Source organism: Flavobacterium sp. PLA-DH12 (assembly GCF_059511845.1).
This window is the reverse complement of record NZ_JCAMPD010000001.1, coordinates 219,472-237,748: the sequence shown is the minus strand read 5'-3', so window position 1 is coordinate 237,748 and position 18,277 is coordinate 219,472. Positions and strand designations below refer to the sequence as shown.

16 protein-coding genes are annotated in these 18,277 nt (G+C 33.0%); 12 read left to right on the top strand and 4 right to left on the bottom strand.

Going from position 1 to position 18,277, the window contains the following annotated elements:
* Nucleotides 1-39: 39 nt before the first annotated feature.
* Nucleotides 40-1,098 carry an efflux RND transporter periplasmic adaptor subunit gene (locus AC5ZCW_RS01125; protein WP_496117353.1) on the bottom strand — a complete coding sequence of 353 codons (1,059 nt, stop codon included), beginning with the start codon at nucleotides 1,096-1,098 and terminating at the stop codon, nucleotides 40-42.
* Between the two features lie 465 nt (nucleotides 1,099-1,563).
* Here AC5ZCW_RS01125 and AC5ZCW_RS01120 point away from each other — a divergent pair, with 465 nt between their 5' ends.
* The 4 genes from AC5ZCW_RS01120 (at nucleotide 1,564) to AC5ZCW_RS01105 (ending at nucleotide 4,122) form a co-directional block, all read left to right on the top strand.
* Complete coding sequence (locus AC5ZCW_RS01120) at nucleotides 1,564-2,163, top strand: TlpA family protein disulfide reductase (protein WP_343544181.1); 600 nt, start codon at nucleotides 1,564-1,566, stop codon at nucleotides 2,161-2,163.
* 30 nt (nucleotides 2,164-2,193) lie between these two features.
* Nucleotides 2,194-3,048 (top strand): histidine kinase, encoded by an 855-nt coding sequence (locus tag AC5ZCW_RS01115; RefSeq protein WP_343544180.1) that lies wholly within the window; start codon nucleotides 2,194-2,196, stop codon nucleotides 3,046-3,048.
* Nucleotides 3,049-3,114: 66 nt separating this feature from the next.
* Entirely contained in the window at nucleotides 3,115-3,459 is a 345-nt protein-coding gene (locus AC5ZCW_RS01110) for a hypothetical protein (protein ID WP_496117351.1), read from the top strand.
* A 57-nt stretch (nucleotides 3,460-3,516) separates the two neighbouring features.
* On the top strand, nucleotides 3,517-4,122 hold the full coding sequence (locus AC5ZCW_RS01105; protein WP_281632525.1) for a PAS domain-containing protein: 606 nt from the start codon (nucleotides 3,517-3,519) through the stop codon (nucleotides 4,120-4,122).
* 266 nt (nucleotides 4,123-4,388) lie between these two features.
* Here AC5ZCW_RS01105 and recG read toward each other — a convergent pair whose 3' ends face one another.
* Nucleotides 4,389-6,497 carry an ATP-dependent DNA helicase RecG gene (recG, locus tag AC5ZCW_RS01100; RefSeq protein WP_496117348.1) on the bottom strand — a complete coding sequence of 703 codons (2,109 nt, stop codon included), beginning with the start codon at nucleotides 6,495-6,497 and terminating at the stop codon, nucleotides 4,389-4,391.
* A gap of 262 nt (nucleotides 6,498-6,759) precedes the next feature.
* On the opposite strand from recG, the gene AC5ZCW_RS01095 reads away from it, so the two are divergent.
* The 4 genes from AC5ZCW_RS01095 to AC5ZCW_RS01080 all read left to right on the top strand — a co-directional run bounded on the left by AC5ZCW_RS01095 (nucleotide 6,760) and on the right by AC5ZCW_RS01080 (nucleotide 10,065).
* Nucleotides 6,760-7,191 (top strand): hypothetical protein, encoded by a 432-nt coding sequence (locus AC5ZCW_RS01095; RefSeq protein ID WP_496117347.1) that lies wholly within the window; start codon nucleotides 6,760-6,762, stop codon nucleotides 7,189-7,191.
* Between the two features lie 135 nt (nucleotides 7,192-7,326).
* The gene (locus AC5ZCW_RS01090; RefSeq protein ID WP_496117346.1) at nucleotides 7,327-9,093 is read left to right on the top strand and encodes a hypothetical protein; all 1,767 of its coding nucleotides are present in this window, start codon (nucleotides 7,327-7,329) and stop codon (nucleotides 9,091-9,093) included.
* A 31-nt stretch (nucleotides 9,094-9,124) separates the two neighbouring features.
* Nucleotides 9,125-9,664, top strand: a complete 540-nt coding sequence (locus AC5ZCW_RS01085) for a DUF1697 domain-containing protein (RefSeq protein WP_343544174.1) — start codon at nucleotides 9,125-9,127, stop codon at nucleotides 9,662-9,664.
* Complete coding sequence (locus AC5ZCW_RS01080) at nucleotides 9,664-10,065, top strand: DUF4348 domain-containing protein (RefSeq protein WP_343544173.1); 402 nt, start codon at nucleotides 9,664-9,666, stop codon at nucleotides 10,063-10,065. Before AC5ZCW_RS01085 ends, AC5ZCW_RS01080 begins: the two co-directional genes overlap by 1 nt.
* Before the next feature lie 80 nt (nucleotides 10,066-10,145).
* Here the strand turns inward: AC5ZCW_RS01080 and AC5ZCW_RS01075 are convergent, their stop codons facing one another.
* On the bottom strand, nucleotides 10,146-10,889 hold the full coding sequence (locus tag AC5ZCW_RS01075; RefSeq protein WP_496117345.1) for a Dph6-related ATP pyrophosphatase: 744 nt from the start codon (nucleotides 10,887-10,889) through the stop codon (nucleotides 10,146-10,148).
* A 95-nt stretch (nucleotides 10,890-10,984) separates the two neighbouring features.
* On the opposite strand from AC5ZCW_RS01075, the gene AC5ZCW_RS01070 reads away from it, so the two are divergent.
* Both AC5ZCW_RS01070 and AC5ZCW_RS01065 read left to right on the top strand, forming a co-directional pair.
* Nucleotides 10,985-13,045: a M1 family metallopeptidase gene (locus AC5ZCW_RS01070; RefSeq protein WP_496117344.1), complete on the top strand. Its 2,061-nt coding sequence runs from the start codon at nucleotides 10,985-10,987 to the stop codon at nucleotides 13,043-13,045.
* Nucleotides 13,046-13,179: 134 nt separating this feature from the next.
* Nucleotides 13,180-14,088 carry a patatin-like phospholipase family protein gene (locus AC5ZCW_RS01065; protein WP_496117342.1) on the top strand — a complete coding sequence of 303 codons (909 nt, stop codon included), beginning with the start codon at nucleotides 13,180-13,182 and terminating at the stop codon, nucleotides 14,086-14,088.
* 71 nt (nucleotides 14,089-14,159) lie between these two features.
* Here the strand turns inward: AC5ZCW_RS01065 and AC5ZCW_RS01060 are convergent, their stop codons facing one another.
* Entirely contained in the window at nucleotides 14,160-14,684 is a 525-nt protein-coding gene (locus tag AC5ZCW_RS01060; protein WP_343544169.1) for a DUF7935 family protein, read from the bottom strand.
* A gap of 124 nt (nucleotides 14,685-14,808) precedes the next feature.
* Between AC5ZCW_RS01060 and AC5ZCW_RS01055 the strand changes: the two genes are divergently transcribed.
* The gene (locus AC5ZCW_RS01055) at nucleotides 14,809-15,576 is read left to right on the top strand and encodes a sulfite exporter TauE/SafE family protein (protein WP_496117340.1); all 768 of its coding nucleotides are present in this window, start codon (nucleotides 14,809-14,811) and stop codon (nucleotides 15,574-15,576) included.
* A gap of 312 nt (nucleotides 15,577-15,888) precedes the next feature.
* Entirely contained in the window at nucleotides 15,889-18,225 is a 2,337-nt protein-coding gene (locus AC5ZCW_RS01050; protein WP_496117338.1) for an ATP-dependent helicase, read from the top strand.
* Nucleotides 18,226-18,277: the final 52 nt, after the last annotated feature.

Genomic DNA, 18,277 nt, shown 5'->3' with positions numbered 1-18,277 from the left:
TTAGCTTTTAACTCATAATCCAAAACTCATAACTCATAATTATTTTACTTTAACTTTAATTGGAGCTTCATCTTTTAAAGACATTACACCGCTTGTAATTAAAGTATCTCCTGGTTTTAATCCTGATAAAATTAAAATAGAAGAATCAGTTCTTGTTGTTGCATCAACCATTACTTCTTTTGCCTGTCCGTTATTAGCAACAAAAACTTTTTTACCATCTTGAATTGGAATAATAGCTTGAGAAGGAACTACAATAGCGTCTTTAATAATATTTAAAGGTAATTTGATATCTGCGAAAGTTCCAGGGAAAAGTTTTCCATCAGCATTATCAGCAAGGGCACGAACCTGAAGTGTACGTGTTGCAACAGCAACTTCTGGTTCGATGGCATAAATTTTTCCATTATAAGTTTTGTCTGAACCAGAAACCTTAAAATCGATTATTGATCCTGATTTTACTTCTGCAGCATATTTTTCTGGTATAGAAAAAGTGATTTTTAATTTGCTAGTATTGACCAGTTTTGCTACTAAAACTGTTGGTGTAATGTAAGTTCCAGGAGAAATATTACGCAAACCAATTTTTCCTGAGAAAGGAGCTCTCACAGAAGTTTTAGAAATTTGCGCTCGAATTAATTGGCTTTGAGCCTGAGCAGAAGCAAGGTCGGCTTTTGCAACATCTGCTTCTTCTTGGCTAATTGCCTCTTTTTGAAGCAGTAATTTTGCTCTTCTCGCATTCTCGGCAGCCAAATCTTCTCTTGTTAAAGCTTGTCTTAATTGTGCTTTTAACTCAATATCATTTACTTTCAAAAGTACTTGTCCTTTTGTTACATTAGAGCCTTCATTAAAAAATATTCCTTCTACAACACCTGAAACCTCGCTATGAATTTCAATTTGCTCATTTGCTTCAATAGATCCTGATAATGCTAGATTATTGTCAAAAGTGGTTGTTTTTATTACGATTCCATTAACAGTTGTTGGAGATTTTTTATCATTGAATTTTTTAGAGTCGTCGTTTTTGCCCTTGTTAGAAATAATTCTGTAGGTAATAAAGCCTCCAATTGTAATAATTAAAAGGGTGTAAATGAGGTGTTTTACTTTCATAAAATTGAGGTGAATATAGATTTTTTGGTTTCTGTTTTTAGTATGGTTACAAATTTAACTTTTTGCTATGAAATCGGAAGCTGTTGGCTTTTATTTAACATTTGTATGTACAAAGGTCTGTATTTAGACTAGCGGCAGGTAAAAAGGTTTAATTAAGGATTAATTTTTTTTTTAAACTTTATCAAAATGACTAACTCTAGAATTGTACAAAGGCAGGCTATTTCTGCTTTGAGAGAAATTTTACGCAATTTGTCTGATTTTTTTTGCACTTTATCGATTTTATTTGTAACATTGATATGTTAAACAAAATGAGAAAATTTTTCACGAAAGCCAATGGTTGTGTTTGATTTTTGTGTTAAAATACGTATGCAGAAGTTGTTTTTTTTGGTTTTTGATTCTATATAATGAATAATTATATTAACAAGTGTTTATTGTTTGTTGTTGAATATTATAAAAAAATAATTTATGAAGAAAAAATTACTTCTAAGCTTATGGTTTACATTTTTACTTCTTTCAATTGGTTATCTGTTTTGGCAGAACGAGTTCCAGTACAGTCTTCCAACGCCAATTCCCAAAAATTATCATGCTGTTGCAATGGGGTCAAAAATAGAACTCGGTCCTTGCTGTGCATTTGATAATAAACCCATTTTTATTCATTTTTTTAATCCCGAATGCCCTTGTTCGCGGTTCAACGTACCGCATGTTAGTGATTTAATTAAAAAGTACGGAGATAGAATCAATTTTAAGATTGTAGTCTTAAACAAAAAGAAAAATTTTACTATTGATGAGATACAGCAGAAATTTGATGCTAAAATTCCTGTTTATTTTGATGAAGGAATAGCTAAGAAATGTGGTGTTTTTTCTACTCCTCAAGCAGTTTTGCTAGATCAGTCGCACGACTTGTATTACAGAGGAAATTACAATAAAACAAGATATTGTACAGATACTAAAAGCAATTATGCTCAAATGGCTATTGATTCTCTTTTAAGTAAAAAGTACAATCCTTCTTTTAATGCTCTAGCCCTTAGAGCTTACGGATGTTCATTACCAAAATGTACTAAATAACTAATTTCCAAAAACCTAAATCTTAACCCTATGAAAGCAAAAGCTAGCTTAAACGAACAAGATTATCTGCACAGTTTTATGTCTACTATGACACAAAAATCAGATACAATTATTAATTATGTACTTGCAGTATATTTCCTTTTGGGTATCGGACTGTCTTTTAAATACGATACTTTTGAAATTGGCGTTGGCGTCGGAACATTGAATCTTTTGCTGTACTACTCGGCAAAATTTTTCTTGAAAAACTCTAAATTTTATCAGTACGTTCTATCTGTTGTTCTGGCTATTTTTATGGCTCAGTACATTTACCAGATGCATGGTATGTTCGAAATGCATTTTACGGTATTTATTGCCAGTACTATTTTGATTATTTATCAGAACTGGAAGCTTCAAATTCCGCTTACTTTACTGGTTATATTGCATCACGCGGGATTGGCTTATTTGCAAAATTATATCTACAATGATGCCAACGGACTTCAGGTTTATTTTTCGCAGGTAAATTTTGATCTCGAAACCTTAATTATTCATACCGTTTTAGCGGCTGTAGTATTTTTTATGAACGGCTATTGGGCTTATTATTTTAAAGAGCATAGCGAAAATCATATTTCAAAAATTTCAGATGAATATGAATTAGAAAACATGAAACTGGCTTCGGCAAAATACAGTTCTATGTCGGCTACAAAAGATTACAATGATTTTATTCATAGAACGACTTTAGATTTGAAACTGCCTGTAAATTCAGTTTTAAAACTAATAGATGTTTCAAAAGGACATACAGATAATGATAAACTGCTTAGTTATCTTGAAATGATGAGAGAAAGCGCTAAGAAAATTGATGATTTAGTGAATGATATTCATGTAAAATCGACAACAAACAGAAACTAGTTTTTAAAACTAGAATTAAAACCAAGTCCCAAAGAAAACAATATTAATATTTTTTAAACCAGTTGTATGTTTAAGCATGATTTACCAACTGCAGTACCTACGCTGCATAATCTTAAAAGAATAATTGAAGATTTTTTGAATGAAAGCATAACATTAGATTCGATTGAAAAAATGGGGATTCAATCTGATTTTGAAATAGAAGTAAAGGAGATTTTCAAAAATTACCGAACGAGTTCACATGTTTACGATCTTGATTTTCAATATAAAAAGCTAATTCAGATTATGAATGATATTCGACAGCTTAATCTTGCTGTTAATAATGAAATTCCAGAATGGCTTGAATGTGAATTAGAAACAGTTTTTCGTAAAATCAGAAATATTCTTCTTGTCTTAGAAATCGAGTCAAATTAAGGTTTAAGGATTCATTTTATACTTATTGAATTGTAAATTAATTTAAATGTAAAAGTTATGGATACCAGATTACACCGTCCTACACCTTCGGATAGAGAAGTGGACTGGAATAAGAATAAAGTATTGCTAAGTAAAACTGATAAAAAAGGAACCATTTTATATGCCAATGAAGACTTTATAGATGTTTCTGGTTATGATGAATTTGAGCTTGTCGGCCAGCCTCACAATATAGTTCGCCATCCGGATATGCCTAAAGTTATTTTTAAATTTTTATGGGACAGTATTAAATCCAGTGAAAATATTCATGTTATTATAAAAAATATGGCTAAAACTGGACGTTATTACTGGGTTGTAACCGATTTTAAAATAATCGCTGATACAGATGGTGAGATTGTAGGTTTCTTTGGTACAAGAAAGTCGGTTCCGAATGAGATTATTGTCAAATTTATTGAGCCTTTGTACAAGAAACTTTTGCAGATTGAAGAAACCAGCGGTATGCATGCTTCTGAAGAATATTTGGTAGGTTTTCTGGAAGAAAGAAAGAAAACGTATATGGAATATATTGATCATCTGATTGCAACGGGTAAAGACGATAAAAACAAAATTAGCAAAGGTTTATTCAGTGGTCTTTTTGAAAAAAAGAATGATGTGAAAAAGAAATAATCAACGATATACTTCATTGTGTCCGGCAAAATATTCAACCCCTTTAAATTTGTCCCCCAGCAAAACTAAATCACCTGAATGATAAATTAGGACGCAATGGAGTTTTTTTAAGCTTCTAAGGTGCTAAGCTTCTAAGATGCTAAGATTTTAAAGCCCAAAGATTTTAAACTTAAAATCTTTGGGCTTTTTTGGTATTCGAAAAAAGAGGCTAGGGTATAAACCTTAGAACCTTAGAACCTTAGTATCTTAGAACCTTAGCGTCTTAGTTAACTAATATAATTCCAAATATTCTTTTTCTTAGTCAGCTCTATGAAGATGTTTCTTAAAATGGCATGTTCGGGTTTTTGAAGAGCTGAATCTTCTTTTAAGATTTTCATGGCGTAATTTCTGGCTAGAGATAAAATCTCTCTGTCTTTTACAATATCTGCAATTTGAAGGTTCAAAACGCCACTTTGCTGTGTTCCCATTAAGTCGCCTGGACCGCGAAGTTTTAAGTCTACTTCGGCGATTTCGAAACCATCGTTGGTTTGTACCATAGTCTCCATTCTCGTTTTGCTGTCAGAGCTTAATTTATGTCCTGTCATCAAGATACAGTAACTTTGCTCGGCGCCACGGCCTACACGTCCGCGCAGCTGATGCAATTGAGAAAGACCAAATCTTTCGGCACTTTCTATAATCATTACGCTGGCGTTTGGAACGTTTACACCAACTTCAATTACGGTTGTCGCGACCATAATATTAGTTTTTCCTTCAGAGAAACGCTTCATTTCAGAATCTTTATCGGCTGGTTTCATTTTTCCGTGAAGAATTGAAATTGAATATTGAGGCAACGGAAAATCACGAGAAATACTTTCGTAACCATCCATTAGATCTTTATAATCCATTTTTTCAGATTCCTGAATCAGCGGATAAACAATGTAAATCTGTCTACCTTTTGCGATTTCATCACGAAGAAATTTCCATACTTTCAAGCGATTCGTGTCATAACGATGTACAGTCTGAATTGGTTTTCTGCCCGGTGGTAATTCATCAATAACCGAAATATCTAAATCACCATATAAACTCATAGCCAAAGTTCTCGGAATAGGAGTGGCGGTCATCACTAAAACGTGTGGCGGAATATCGTTTTTCTTCCACAATTTAGATCTTTGCTCCACACCAAAGCGATGCTGCTCATCAATTACAGCCAAACCTAAATTCTGAAACTGCACTTTATCTTCCAGTAAAGCATGAGTTCCAATTAGAATTTTAAGTTCGCCACTTTCTAATTCTTCATGAATAATTTTTCTTTCAGAAGTTTTGGTAGAACCCGTTAATATTCGAATATTGATATTTAAGGTTTTAGCAAATTCAGATAATCCAAGAAAATGCTGATTGGCCAAGATTTCTGTTGGTGCCATCAAACATGCCTGAAAACCATTGTCGATAGCCAAAAGCATGCTCATAAAAGCTACGATTGTTTTTCCAGAACCTACGTCTCCTTGAAGCAGACGATTCATTTGAGCGTTGCTTCCCATATCGGTTCTGATTTCTTTAATTACTCTTTTTTGAGCATTTGTTAAATCAAAAGGCAGATGATTTTTATAAAATTCATTAAAAAGTTCGCCCACTTTATCAAATGGATGTCCTTTTATTTTATGTTTTCTAATGAGGTTTTTAGTAATTAATTGGAGCTGAATAAAGAACAATTCTTCAAATTTTAAACGGAATTGTGCTTTCGCTAAAATTTCAGCGCTTTTTGGAAAATGAATATTGAATAATGCAGCACGTTTTGGAATCAGCTTTAATTCTTCGATTAAAAATGGCGGAAAAGTTTCAGTAAACAACGCTTGCGTTTCCAAGAAAAGCTGTTCCATTAATTTATTAATGGTTCGGTTTGAAATGCCTTTGTTGGCCAAAGCTTCTGTCGAAGGATAAACTGGTTGCATTGCCGAGCGTAAACTTCTTTCGTGTTCAGTTAATAATTCAATTTCCGGATGCGCCATACTAAACTGGCTTCCGTACAACGAACATTTTCCAAAAATTACTAATGGTTCATTGAGTTTTAAACTTTCGCGAATCCATTTATGACCTTGAAACCAGTTTAAGTCAATTTGCCCAGTATCATCAACAAAAGAAGCTACAAGACGTTTTTTGTTTTTAGCAAATTCAACGGTTTTAATGTTGATTATCTTGCCGATAATCTGAACTTCAGAACCCGTATTCTGTAATTCGTTAATCTTATAATAACGCGTTCTGTCAATATAGCGATTCGGAAAAAGATTGACTAAATCTCCATATTTATGAATGCCCAATTCCTTACGAAGCAGCTGTCCACGGCTTGGGCCAACACCTTTTAAGTATTCAATTGGAGTTTCAAAAAGATTATTAGACATTCGAAGATTTAGATTTTATAGAAGAGCTAAGAATAAAAGAGTCCAGAACCAAGAAGAAAGACAAAGTATATTCTATTTTCTTTCTTTTTGATTCTTTATTTCTTTAAAAAGCGAAGATAGATTTTAATTAGGAATTTTGAAAATGAATTATTGTTTTCAAGTGTTTGAATATTAATTTATCATTAATTTCTTAAGTTTAGACGCAACCATTTTAAGAAAGTAAAATCTTAATAATAGTAATTAACCATCAAAAACTTTAAAAATGAAAAAAATTGGACTTTTAATTGTAATGTTTATTTCGCTTGTTTCTTGCTCTAATGATGACAATGAAAATAAACCAACCGAAAGCTATCACGGAAAATGGACTCTTACAGCAATGGGTAACAGTAATCCCGCAGTAAATTCGGTAGATATTTTAGAATGGGAGGAATCGTATACTTTTAATTCTAATAATACATTCTCTAAAACAAGAAAGAGAGATGGTAAAATTACAACCATTTCAGGAACTTATTCTGTAGTAAAAACTACAGATCAAATTCAGTTTGAACTAAATTATACTTCAGAGAGTGATATAGTAGCATCTTGTACTTCCAAGACAAAAGAAAACTTATATATCATTAATAGTTTCGGAAATTTGTATGGAACGTGGAGTTTTTGCGATGGCCCAAGACTAGTATATGAGAAAAAGAAATAATTTTTTGAATGCTTACTAATTCAGATAATTTGGAGACTCCGTTTATAACGGAGTTTTTTATTTAACGTCAGTATTGTTTTAATAAAAAAGATAATTACTAGATTTGTTTTACTGTTTAAAATATAAGCCTCCGTTATGATTAAAGAAGAAAAAGTTCCTTTTGGAACAATGGTATTTTCTGGAATTACTTTTAAAGTAATTAACCGACATGAAGCGCATAATATCATTGGTGATCTTACCGATTTCAACAATCAGAAAATCTATAATGTTTTTGAAGATACTTGGCGTTTTCCTGATTACGAAGAAAATCCGATATTTCTGTTAGCAGAAAATGATGTCGAAATGGATTTGTTTGAGATGGATTTCAGTACCGAAGAACATCCTAATGTTTTTATTTTAGGCTTTATTTTTAAAGGAAATCTAACGGTTTCAAAATTGATCAGTTCTTTTGATACTGATAATTCTCCGGCTTTAATCGTTTTAGGAAAAACTACGACTGTTAACATTAATCTGTTCGGAAGTGTTCATTATTTAGGTGGTGGTTTGCAATGCGACACGCTTGCTGGCGAATACAATCACGGAGAACTTTTTGTAAAAGGAGATCTTACTGCTTGGCTAATTTACACTGATGATATGCTGTTTCATTTTGAGCGTTTTACAGACGTTCAGGCAATTATAAGTGCGAGCAGACCTGATGTGCTAATTTGCAGTAATGTGCAAGATACTGACGGATCTATTATTACCGTTGAGAATTATCTGCCTTCAACTCATAAATTATCAGATATTGTAGAAGATTCTTTTGTTGAAAATTCAGATTATAATGAAGAAATATTAGGCAATAATTATCTGGAAATCTTTAAAGAAGGGGTTTCAATCTTAGATTACGATAAAAAAGAAAAGTATATGTATGCCGATTTTCGTAATCAGTTTATTAATATGATTGAAGTTTTATCTGAAAATGAAGAACTGAAAGAAAATGGTAAGATTGTAAGGCATATCTCAGGAACAACTTATCTGTTTATTACTTTTGATTATGAAGGGAAAAAATACAGTCAGATTTCAGAAGAAATCTCGAATGGCTTTAATATCAGAATGCGTGCTTTATGGTGTCATGAAGATGCCGAAATTATGATTATTCTGGAATATCTCGATGAAACTGGAGATCCAAAATACCAATGGATGAATGACGAAAATGCTCCAGGAATTGAATTTTTCTGCGTAAAAAATGCTGTCATGAAAACTTTTGAAATATTGACGGCTGAAGTTGTTGAGGAGGATGACGAAGAAAATGAAACAGAATATGCTGATTTTGATAATAGGTTTTCATTGGAAGAATATGCTTCTCAATTTGGCAATTACAAACTCCCAGAAGATTTAGTGAAATTGTATGAATTCGAGCAGGAATATGGTGTAGAAACGTATTCGGAATGTTTTGGACTTACCATAACTGAAGATAAAACAGGTATAAAAACATGGTCTAAAGAAGAAGAATTTTATAATAGTTTTATTGAGTTTGCAGGTGCAAACGGTTCAGGAAGTTCGTATGCATATTGGCTTATTGATGAAGATTTGAATAATTGTCCAATTGTAGTTTTTGGAGACGAAGGCGGAGTTCATATTGTGGCAGAAAACACTAAGAAATTGATTCAGCTTCTGACTCTTGATACTGAAATTTCTGTTGACTTTGATAAAGCGTATTTTTATCAAGATGAAGAATATTATGAAGAAAGTGAAAATAAGGAAGAGTTTCGTGAATGGGTCAAAGAAGAGTTTAACTTGACAGCAATTGATTCTAACGACGATGCAGACGAAATTGTAGAAGAGGCACAAAGAAAGTACAAACAAAAGTTTAACGACTTTTTAGTAAAGTTTGGTATTGAAATCAGTGAAGAAGATGAATAGTGTTTTTATCTTTGCATAAAAATTATAAAAAATGAAAACACATTTAGCGCTTTTACGCGGAATCAATGTTTCTGGGCATAATATGATGAAAATGGAAGCTTTGAAAGCAATGCTGGAAAATCTTGGTTTTCAAAACGTAAGAACGTATTTGCAATCTGGAAATGTTTTTGTAGATAGCGAAGAAGAAGCTTCAAAAGTTGGGTTTATGATCAAACAGGAAATATTCAAGGTTTTTGGTCATGAAGTTCCAGTTGTTATGATTACCAAAGAAAATTTAGAGTCGTGTTTTGTTAATAATGCATTCTTGAAAGAAAAAGATGCTGACCTGAAAAAACTATATGTTGCTTTTGTTTCAACAACTCTAAAAAAAGAAAACATAAACGATTTAAAGATAAGTCAGTTTAAGCCAGACGAAGCGAGTATTGACGAAAACAGAATTTTCATTAAATATGCTGTTGGTGCCGGAAAAACTCGTTTTGACCAAAAATATATCGAGAAAAAATTGAATGTAATAGCAACAATTCGAAACTGGAACACAGTTACGAACTTGCTTAAAATGTATGAAGAATAATGAAAAGGTATTTCGTATTAGTTTTTGTTCTAACAATGGCTTTAAATACTGCTGTTTTTGCTCAAAACGCAAAAACAGCTCCCGAAGATTTCAATACTTTTTTTAGTAAATTCAATGCTGATCCGAAGTTTCAAGTGAGCAGAGTGATTTTTCCTCTAAAATACAGAGCAAATAATGACGATCTCGAATTGGTGGATTATACGCAGACAAAAGAGAATTACAAAGTGCTTACTTTGAATAGAAAAGGAGACGAAAAATATTTAAAAAGAACTTTATCGATAAAGAAAAGCAAAGTCACTCTTGAAGAGCGTGGACTAGATAATGGAATATATATTGATTATATCTTCGAATTAAAAGATGGTAAGTGGTTCTTGAAAACTTGGGTTGATCAATCAACTTAATCTCGAATCCATTTTTGCATAGCTGGAAAAGTCATTTTTTGTTCTTTTTTGGCTTTATGAATTTAAATAAAAATTTCATTTTACTTTTTAATTAAATCACAATACCAGAATCCAAAATCGAAGGCAGTTTCATCATTAGTATCGCAGGCTGTATTGGATGAATCTTTTTTTTGTGGCTTCTCATATTTTCTATAGACAATTTCGCCAATTTCAAAATCAATAGGTTTTGAGAATATTGGACCATCAAACGTAAAGGTGTGAAATTCGCCATTTTCTCCGCAGACATCAACATTTTCAGGCAAATTATTTATAAAATCCTGATCGATTATTCTGCCAACAAAACTTTTATCCAGATACTTTTCGTTTACACAAACCACAATTGTTTTAAATCCAAGCGAAATGAATTCTTGAATTAAATCATGAGTTGGGATTTTCCAAATCGGAAAAACGCCTGTTAATCCGATTTTTGCTAATTGATTTTCACGATATTGGCGTAAATCTTCCAGAAAAATATCTCCAAAAATAGAATGTGTTATACCTTTTTGCTTTAGTTCGGTTAGCGTTTCGGTCATCACTTGTTCATATACTTCCATTGTCGGCATTTCGGGTACTTCCAGAATTTTTAATGGAATTCCGATATTTTCTGCCTGTTCTTGCAATAATTCAACCCGGATCCCGTGCATTGAAATTCGCTGATATTGTTGGTTTACACTTGTCAGTAAACATTCGATTTGAAACTCACTATTTTGTAATGTTTTATATAGGGCAAGAGCAGAATCTTTTCCGCTGCTCCAGTTAAATAAGGCTTTTTGAGGTGTAGACACGATTTGACTGTTTTATATGGTAAACTTACAAAATTCGTTCTATTTGTAAAGGAAACCTTTGTAACTTTGGGATTTTGCCTTTAAAATCCGTTTCAATGAAATACATTTTTTTATTATTCACCAGTTTTCTTTTTGCGCAGCAAACTCAATATGTTGACTTTAAATCGGTTTCTGGACAACTATCATTAAATCCAAAAGACAAACTAGTTTCTGGAACTGTCGATTTTCAATTTGAGATTTTAAAAGATTGTGATACTATTTCGCTTGACGCTAAAAACATGGGGTTCTCGAATGTAAAAATTAATGATAATGAAATCATGTTTATCAATACTAATAAGGAGTTAAAATTGGTGTTCCCGTTTAAAAAAGGGCAGAATCATTTGAGTTTTAATTATACAGCAAAGCCAAAACAGGCATTGTATTTTGTTGATATGGATGATGACGAAATACAAATCTGGACACAAGGACAGGGGAGATATACAAGCAATTGGTTTCCAAGTTTTGATGATGTAAACGAAAAATTGATTTTCAATTTAGGAATTTCATATGATAAAGATTATCAAGTAGTTTCTAACGGAGTTTTAAAAGAAAAGTCAACAAACGGAAATCTGAATCACTGGCAGTTTGAAATGGAAAAACCAATGAGTTCGTATCTATTAATGTTGGCTATTGGGAAATTTGATAAAAAAGAATTTAAATCCAAAAGCAGAGTTCCATTAGAATATTATTATGAACCCAAAGATGCAGATCGTTTTGAGTCAACTTACCGATATTCTAAAAGAATTTTTGATTTCCTTGAAAGAGAAATTGGCGTAAAATATCCTTGGAAAATCAACAGACAAATTCCGGTAAGAGACTTTTTGTATGCTGGAATGGAAAACACCACTTCAACTCTTTTTGCAACGCGTTATGTAGTAGATTCAATAGGTTTTTGTGACCGAAATTATACCAATGTCGATGCGCACGAATTAGCGCATCATTGGTTTGGAGATCTTATTACTGCCGAAAGCAGTACGCATCATTGGCTTCAAGAAGGGTTTGCAACCTATTTTGCTTTGCTGGCAGAGAAAGATATTTATGGAGAAGATTATTTTTACTCCAAATTATACGATACAGCACAGCAGATTAAATTTGCTTCTCGTACAGATACAATTCCCGTTTTAAATGCAAAAGCGAGTTCTCTTACCTTTTACGAAAAAGGGGCTTGGGCATTATTTGTTTTGCATGAATCTATTGGAGATAAAGCTTTCAAAAAAGCAATTAGAAATTACTTGAAAAAATACGCGTATCAAAACGTAAACACACAGAATTTCTTCGACGAAATAAAAAAAGTTTCCGATTTTGATCTGGATAAGTTTCAGAAAACTTGGTTGGAATCGACAGCTTTTGATACACCGACTGCAAATGCATTATTGAGCAAAAACAAAACAATTCAAAAGCGATTAGAAATTGATAAATTGAAAAAAACGCCTTTAGCCGGAAAAACAGGTATTTTAAAAAGCACTTTAGAATCAGATGTGTATCAATCTGTGAAAGAAGCTGTTGTTGATCAATTGGAAAATGAGAAATATGAAGACAAAAAAGCTCTTTTGCTTTTGGCAATGCAGACTAATAACATCAAAGTACGTCAGAATCTGGCAGGTTCTTTGACTAAAATTCCAGAAGATTTTAGAGTAAATTATGAAACTCTTTTGGATGATAAATCGTATCAGACGCAGGAAATAGCGCTTTATTGGTTGTGGAGAAATTTTCCCGATCATAGAACAGAATATTTGGATAAATCAAAAAACTGGATCGGCTTCAATGATTATAATCTAAGAACTTTGTGGCTTTCTCTTGCTTTGTCTACATCAAATTATACTAATGAAAAAGATGTTTTGGTAAATGAACTGATTGCATTTTCATCAACAAAATACGAAGCTACAACTAGGCAAAATGCGTTAGAAAAACTGATTGCTTTTAAAATTATTAACGATCAGGTTTTGAGTAATTTAGTTGGTGCAACTACGCATCATATGTGGCAGTTTTCGAAATTTGGTAGAGATACAATAAGACTTCTGTTAAAAAATCCTGAAATGCGTGCTTCTTTTAATAGAATTTTACCTAATTTGACACCCGATGAACAGTTCCAGTTGAATCGTTTGTTGAAAGAGTAAATTAGAGTGGAAAGTAGGAAGAAGCAAGATGCAAGATTAGCAGAAAAGGATTTTAAAAATAATCTTGCATCTTGCTTCTTTCCTCTTATTGAGTCCAAAAAAATATCCCAAAAATAAAACCTACATTACAATTTATGAGAGCATTGGTTATTTCAGGAGGTGGCAGTAAAGGCGCTTTTGCCGGCGGTGTTGCCCAGTATTTAATAGAAGAGAAAAAACATGAATACGATTTGTTTATAGGAACTTCTACTGGAAGTTTATTGATTCCGCATTTAGCTCTCGGTCATATTAAAAAAATTCATTCTGTATATACCAATGTTACGATGTCGAGCATTTTTAATATTTGTCCGTTTGTAGTGAAAAATAAGGATGGCGTTGATATTGTTACTATTAATCACTTTAATGTATTGCGTCAGTTTTTTAAAGGGAAACGTACTTTTGGAGAAAGTAAAGGACTGAGAAAATATATCCAGAATAATTTTTCTCTTTCAGATTTTAATAAACTCAAAAAGCTTAAAACCGACGTTATTGTTACGGTGACCAATTTTACTAAAAACGAATCTGAATATAAATTGGTAAAAGATTGTAGTTACGAAGAATTTTGCGAATGGTCTTGGATATCGAGTAATTATGTTCCTTTTATGAGTTTGGTCGAAAAAAACAACTGCGAATATGGTGATGGCGGATTTTCAAGCTTAGTTCCAATTCGTGAAGCAATTAACAGAGGGGCTACAGAAATAGATGTAATTGTGCTTGAAACAGAGGTAAATACAACAAAAACTGTAATTGGTAAAAATCCGTTTTCATTAATGATCGATTTATTTCGAATCGCTTTAGATCAAGTGGAAAAACATGATATTGCTATAGGAAAACTTATGGCAAATAATAAAAATGTAAAACTAAATTTATATTACACCCCTATAAAATTAACCGATAATGCCTTGATTTTTAATAAGGAGGTAATGAAAGAATGGTGGCAGCAAGGTTACGAGTATGCTCAGAATAAGTCTGAAGCAATGAGTGATAATAAGATATTGATTTAAGATTTTAGATTACAGATTTTAGATTGCAGATTTTAGATTGGATGTTCTAAATCTAAAATCTGCAATATTATTTAGTACCAAAGTTCTGCAACTTCAGACTTTATAAAACTCAAAGCGGCGTTACTTGGCGATTGCTTTTCTAATAAATCATTTAAGATTACTTCGCGAAGTTTATCCGCATTGTCCACTTTATCGCTCATAGCAGCTTTACGAATCATTTGGATTGTTGCATTTTTAGCAGTTGCAATGATAGTCCAACACTCTTCAGACATATATATTTGCTGAGTTAAATTATGTTCGAATTCCTGCTCAATTAGGTCAATTAAGTAATTTTCGTAATCATTTTTGTTTTGCGAAATTGGAGCAATTCTAATTAATAATTTTGTCAAATTAATACGTTCTAAAAATAAAGTCATACGCTCATATGCCTGTAAACGAACAGGAAGAGATTCTTTATGAGCTTGTTTGTTTAGTAAAAAAGCACGTTTTCTATCGTTGTTTTTAATGTGTAGTTCAAAGAAACGATAAGCTACAACTCCTGTAACTAAGGCTGGTAAAGTATAACTCGCAAGTTCTATTATTTTGTTGAAATCCATTGAAATAATTTTTAAGCAAAAATATACTTTTTGGTTAAAAATCAACTTTAAATTTGTGGTAATAAACAAAAAGGAAGCCGTATTTTTGCACCTTGTTTTTTATTGCGACCGAAATATATTCTTAATGGATTCATACATAATACTTTTTCTTTGTTTAGCAGCTTTTGCTGCTGGTTTTATTGATGCAATTGTTGGCGGCGGCGGATTAATCCAGACGCCGATGGGATTAATTTTATTACCAAATCTTCCAGTTTCGACAGTTATTGGAACATTAAAGATTCCTGCTTTCAGCGGTACAGCTTTTGCTGCTTTTCAATATTTAAAGAAAGTTATTATTCAATGGAAGCTCTTGATTATTATGATGTGCTTGGCGGTTCCGTCAGCTTTTTTGGGATCTACAATTTTGACTTTGGTCAGCAATGATTTTATGAAACCGCTTTTATTGGTAGTTTTATCTTTACTGTTCATATATACTTACGCCAAGAAAAATTTCGGACAACATGTTGCCAAAGACCATTCTGCGACGACGCAAATAATGTATGCTGTCGTAATTAGTATAATTGTGGGATTTTACGATGGATTTATTGGCCCAGGAGCAGGAAGTTTCTTTGTCGTTGCTTTCATTGCACTTTTAGGTTTTGATTTTCTACATGCTTCTGCGAATGCTAAAATGGTAAATCTGGCAACAAATTTCGGGTCGATTTGTCTGTTTATTATAAAAGGAAAAATTATTTGGGCTATCGCAATTCCGATGGCAATCAGCAACGGACTTGGAGGTTGGCTTGGAGCGAAATTAGCTATAAACAAAGGCAACGGATTTATTAGAATTTTCTTTTTGATTGTGGTTGTCGGAACTTTAATCCGATTTGCTTATGATGTGTTTTTTAAGTAAATTACTAAGGTTCTAAGATGCTAAGTTGCTGAGTTTTCTCTCTTTTGTCTAAAAAAAACTTAGAATCTCAGAAACTTAGCATCTTAGCATCTCAAAAAAAATGTTTGAATTTAGCCCCGATTGAGGCGGTATCCTCGTAGCGGAGCGGAGAGATATAGCCGAAAGCGGGAAACCATGTTTAATAAAATGCCAATTGCTTGGCTTCAGAATAAAACTTAGCATCTTAGAAACTTAGCAATTTAGAACCTTTCAAAAGCATCTTAGGAACTTTCTCTTTAAATTCTTATTTTTGCCTAAAAGGAGATAAATTACATGCAGAAATATATTGACCAGCTCAACGAAGCGCAGAGAGCGCCTGTTTTACAGAAAGACGGGCCAATGATTATTATTGCTGGTGCAGGTTCGGGAAAGACCCGTGTTTTAACGATTAGAATTGCTTATTTGATGCATCAGGGAATTGATGCATTTAATATTTTGTCGCTGACTTTTACTAATAAAGCGGCAAGAGAAATGAAGCACAGGATTTCGGATATTGTCGGAGCATCTGAAGCAAAAAATCTTTGGATGGGAACTTTTCACTCGATATTTGCTCGTATTCTTCGTGCAGAATCGGAGCTTTTAGGATATCCTTCTAATTTTACGATTTATGATTCTCAGGATTCGGCACGTTTAATTTCTTCGATTATTAAAGAAATGCAGCTGGATCGTGATGTTTATAAACCAAAACAGGTTTTAGGACGTATATCTAGTTATAAGAACAGCTTGATTACGGTAAAAGCTTATTTTAACAATCCTGAATTGCAGGAGGCAGATGCAATGGCTAAAAAGCCTAGGTTGGGAGAAATCTATCAACAGTATGTGGAGCGCTGTTTCAAAGCGGGTGCAATGGATTTTGATGATTTATTGTTGAAAACCAATGAATTGTTAACTCGTTTTCCAGAGGTTTTGGCGAAATATCAAAACCGTTTCCGTTATATTCTGGTTGATGAGTACCAAGATACGAACCATTCTCAATATTTGATTGTTAGGGCTTTGTCTGATAAATTTCAGAATATTTGTGTGGTTGGAGATGATGCGCAGAGTATTTATGCTTTTCGTGGAGCGAACATCAATAACATCCTGAATTTCCAAAAAGATTATGAAGGGGTGGTAATGTACCGTTTAGAGCAGAATTACCGTTCGACGCGTAACATTGTGGAAGCCGCAAATACGGTTATGGAGCATAATAAAACCAAACTGGATAAAGTGGTTTGGACGGCTAATGATTTTGGTCCGAAGATAAAAGTGCACCGCAGTTTGACTGATGCCGAAGAAGGCCGTTTTGTAGCAAGTACCATTTTTGAACAGAAAATGCAAAATCAGCTTCATAATGGCTCTTTTGCGATTTTATATAGAACCAATGCACAGTCGCGTGCGATGGAGGATGCATTGAGAAAACGTGATATTCCGTATAGAATTTATGGTGGATTGTCATTCTATCAGCGTAAAGAAATTAAAGACGTTTTATGTTATTTGCGTTTGGTTCTGAATCCGAAAGATGAGGAAGCTTTGATTCGTGTAATTAACTATCCAGCTCGTGGAATTGGAGATACAACGGTTGAAAAGTTGACTATTGCTGCAAATCATTACAAACGTTCGATTTGGGAAGTAATGGTTAATATTGATAAAATCGATTTGAAACTGAATGCTGGTACTAAAAATAAACTGAAAGATTTTGTAACGATGATTCAGAGTTTTCAGGTTATCGATCAGAATCAAGATGCTTTTTATTTGACAGATCACGTTGCAAAAAAGACTGGATTAGTTCAAGAATTGAAGAAAGATGCAACTCCTGAAGGAATGGCAAAAATTCAGAATATCGAAGAACTTTTAAACGGTATTAAAGATTTTACTGAAGGACAGAGAGAAATTGACGGAGCAAGAGGTGCGCTTTCTGAATTTATGGAAGATGTAGCTCTAGCAACCGATTTGGATAAAGATACGAATGATGAAGACCGTGTAGCTTTGATGACTATTCACTTAGCAAAAGGATTGGAGTTTCCGCACGTATTTATTGTGGGAATGGAAGAGGATTTGTTTCCAAGTGCTATGAGTATGAGTACTAGAAGTGAGTTAGAAGAAGAACGTCGATTATTTTATGTGGCTTTAACTCGTGCAGAACATCAGGCTTATTTGACTTATGCTCAATCTCGTTATCGTTGGGGAAAACTAACAGATAGTGAACCATCTCGTTTTATTGAAGAAATTGACGGTCAATTTTTAGAATATTTAACGCCAGCTGAAACTAATTATCGCTATAAATCTCCAATCGATGGTGATATTTTTGGTGATGTAGATAAATCAAAATTAAGATTAGCAAAACCAGTAGGAGGAACTCCTCCAAAACATGTTACAGATAATAGTCCTAAACCAGATTTAAATATTAGAAAACTAAAACCAGTTTCTGGAAATGCGCCAAGCAATGGAAATTCGAATTTATTTGACAGTAAACTTACTGTTGGAAATGTCGTTATGCATGAGCGTTTTGGAAAAGGTGAAGTGATTAATCTTGAAGGCGTTGGAGCAGACCGAAAAGCAGAAATTAAATTTGAAGTGGGAGGAATTAAGAAATTGTTGTTAAGATTTGCTAAATTAGATGTCGTAGGATAAAAAATATTGTTCCAAGTTTCAGGTTTCACGTTATAAGAGGCAACCTGAAACT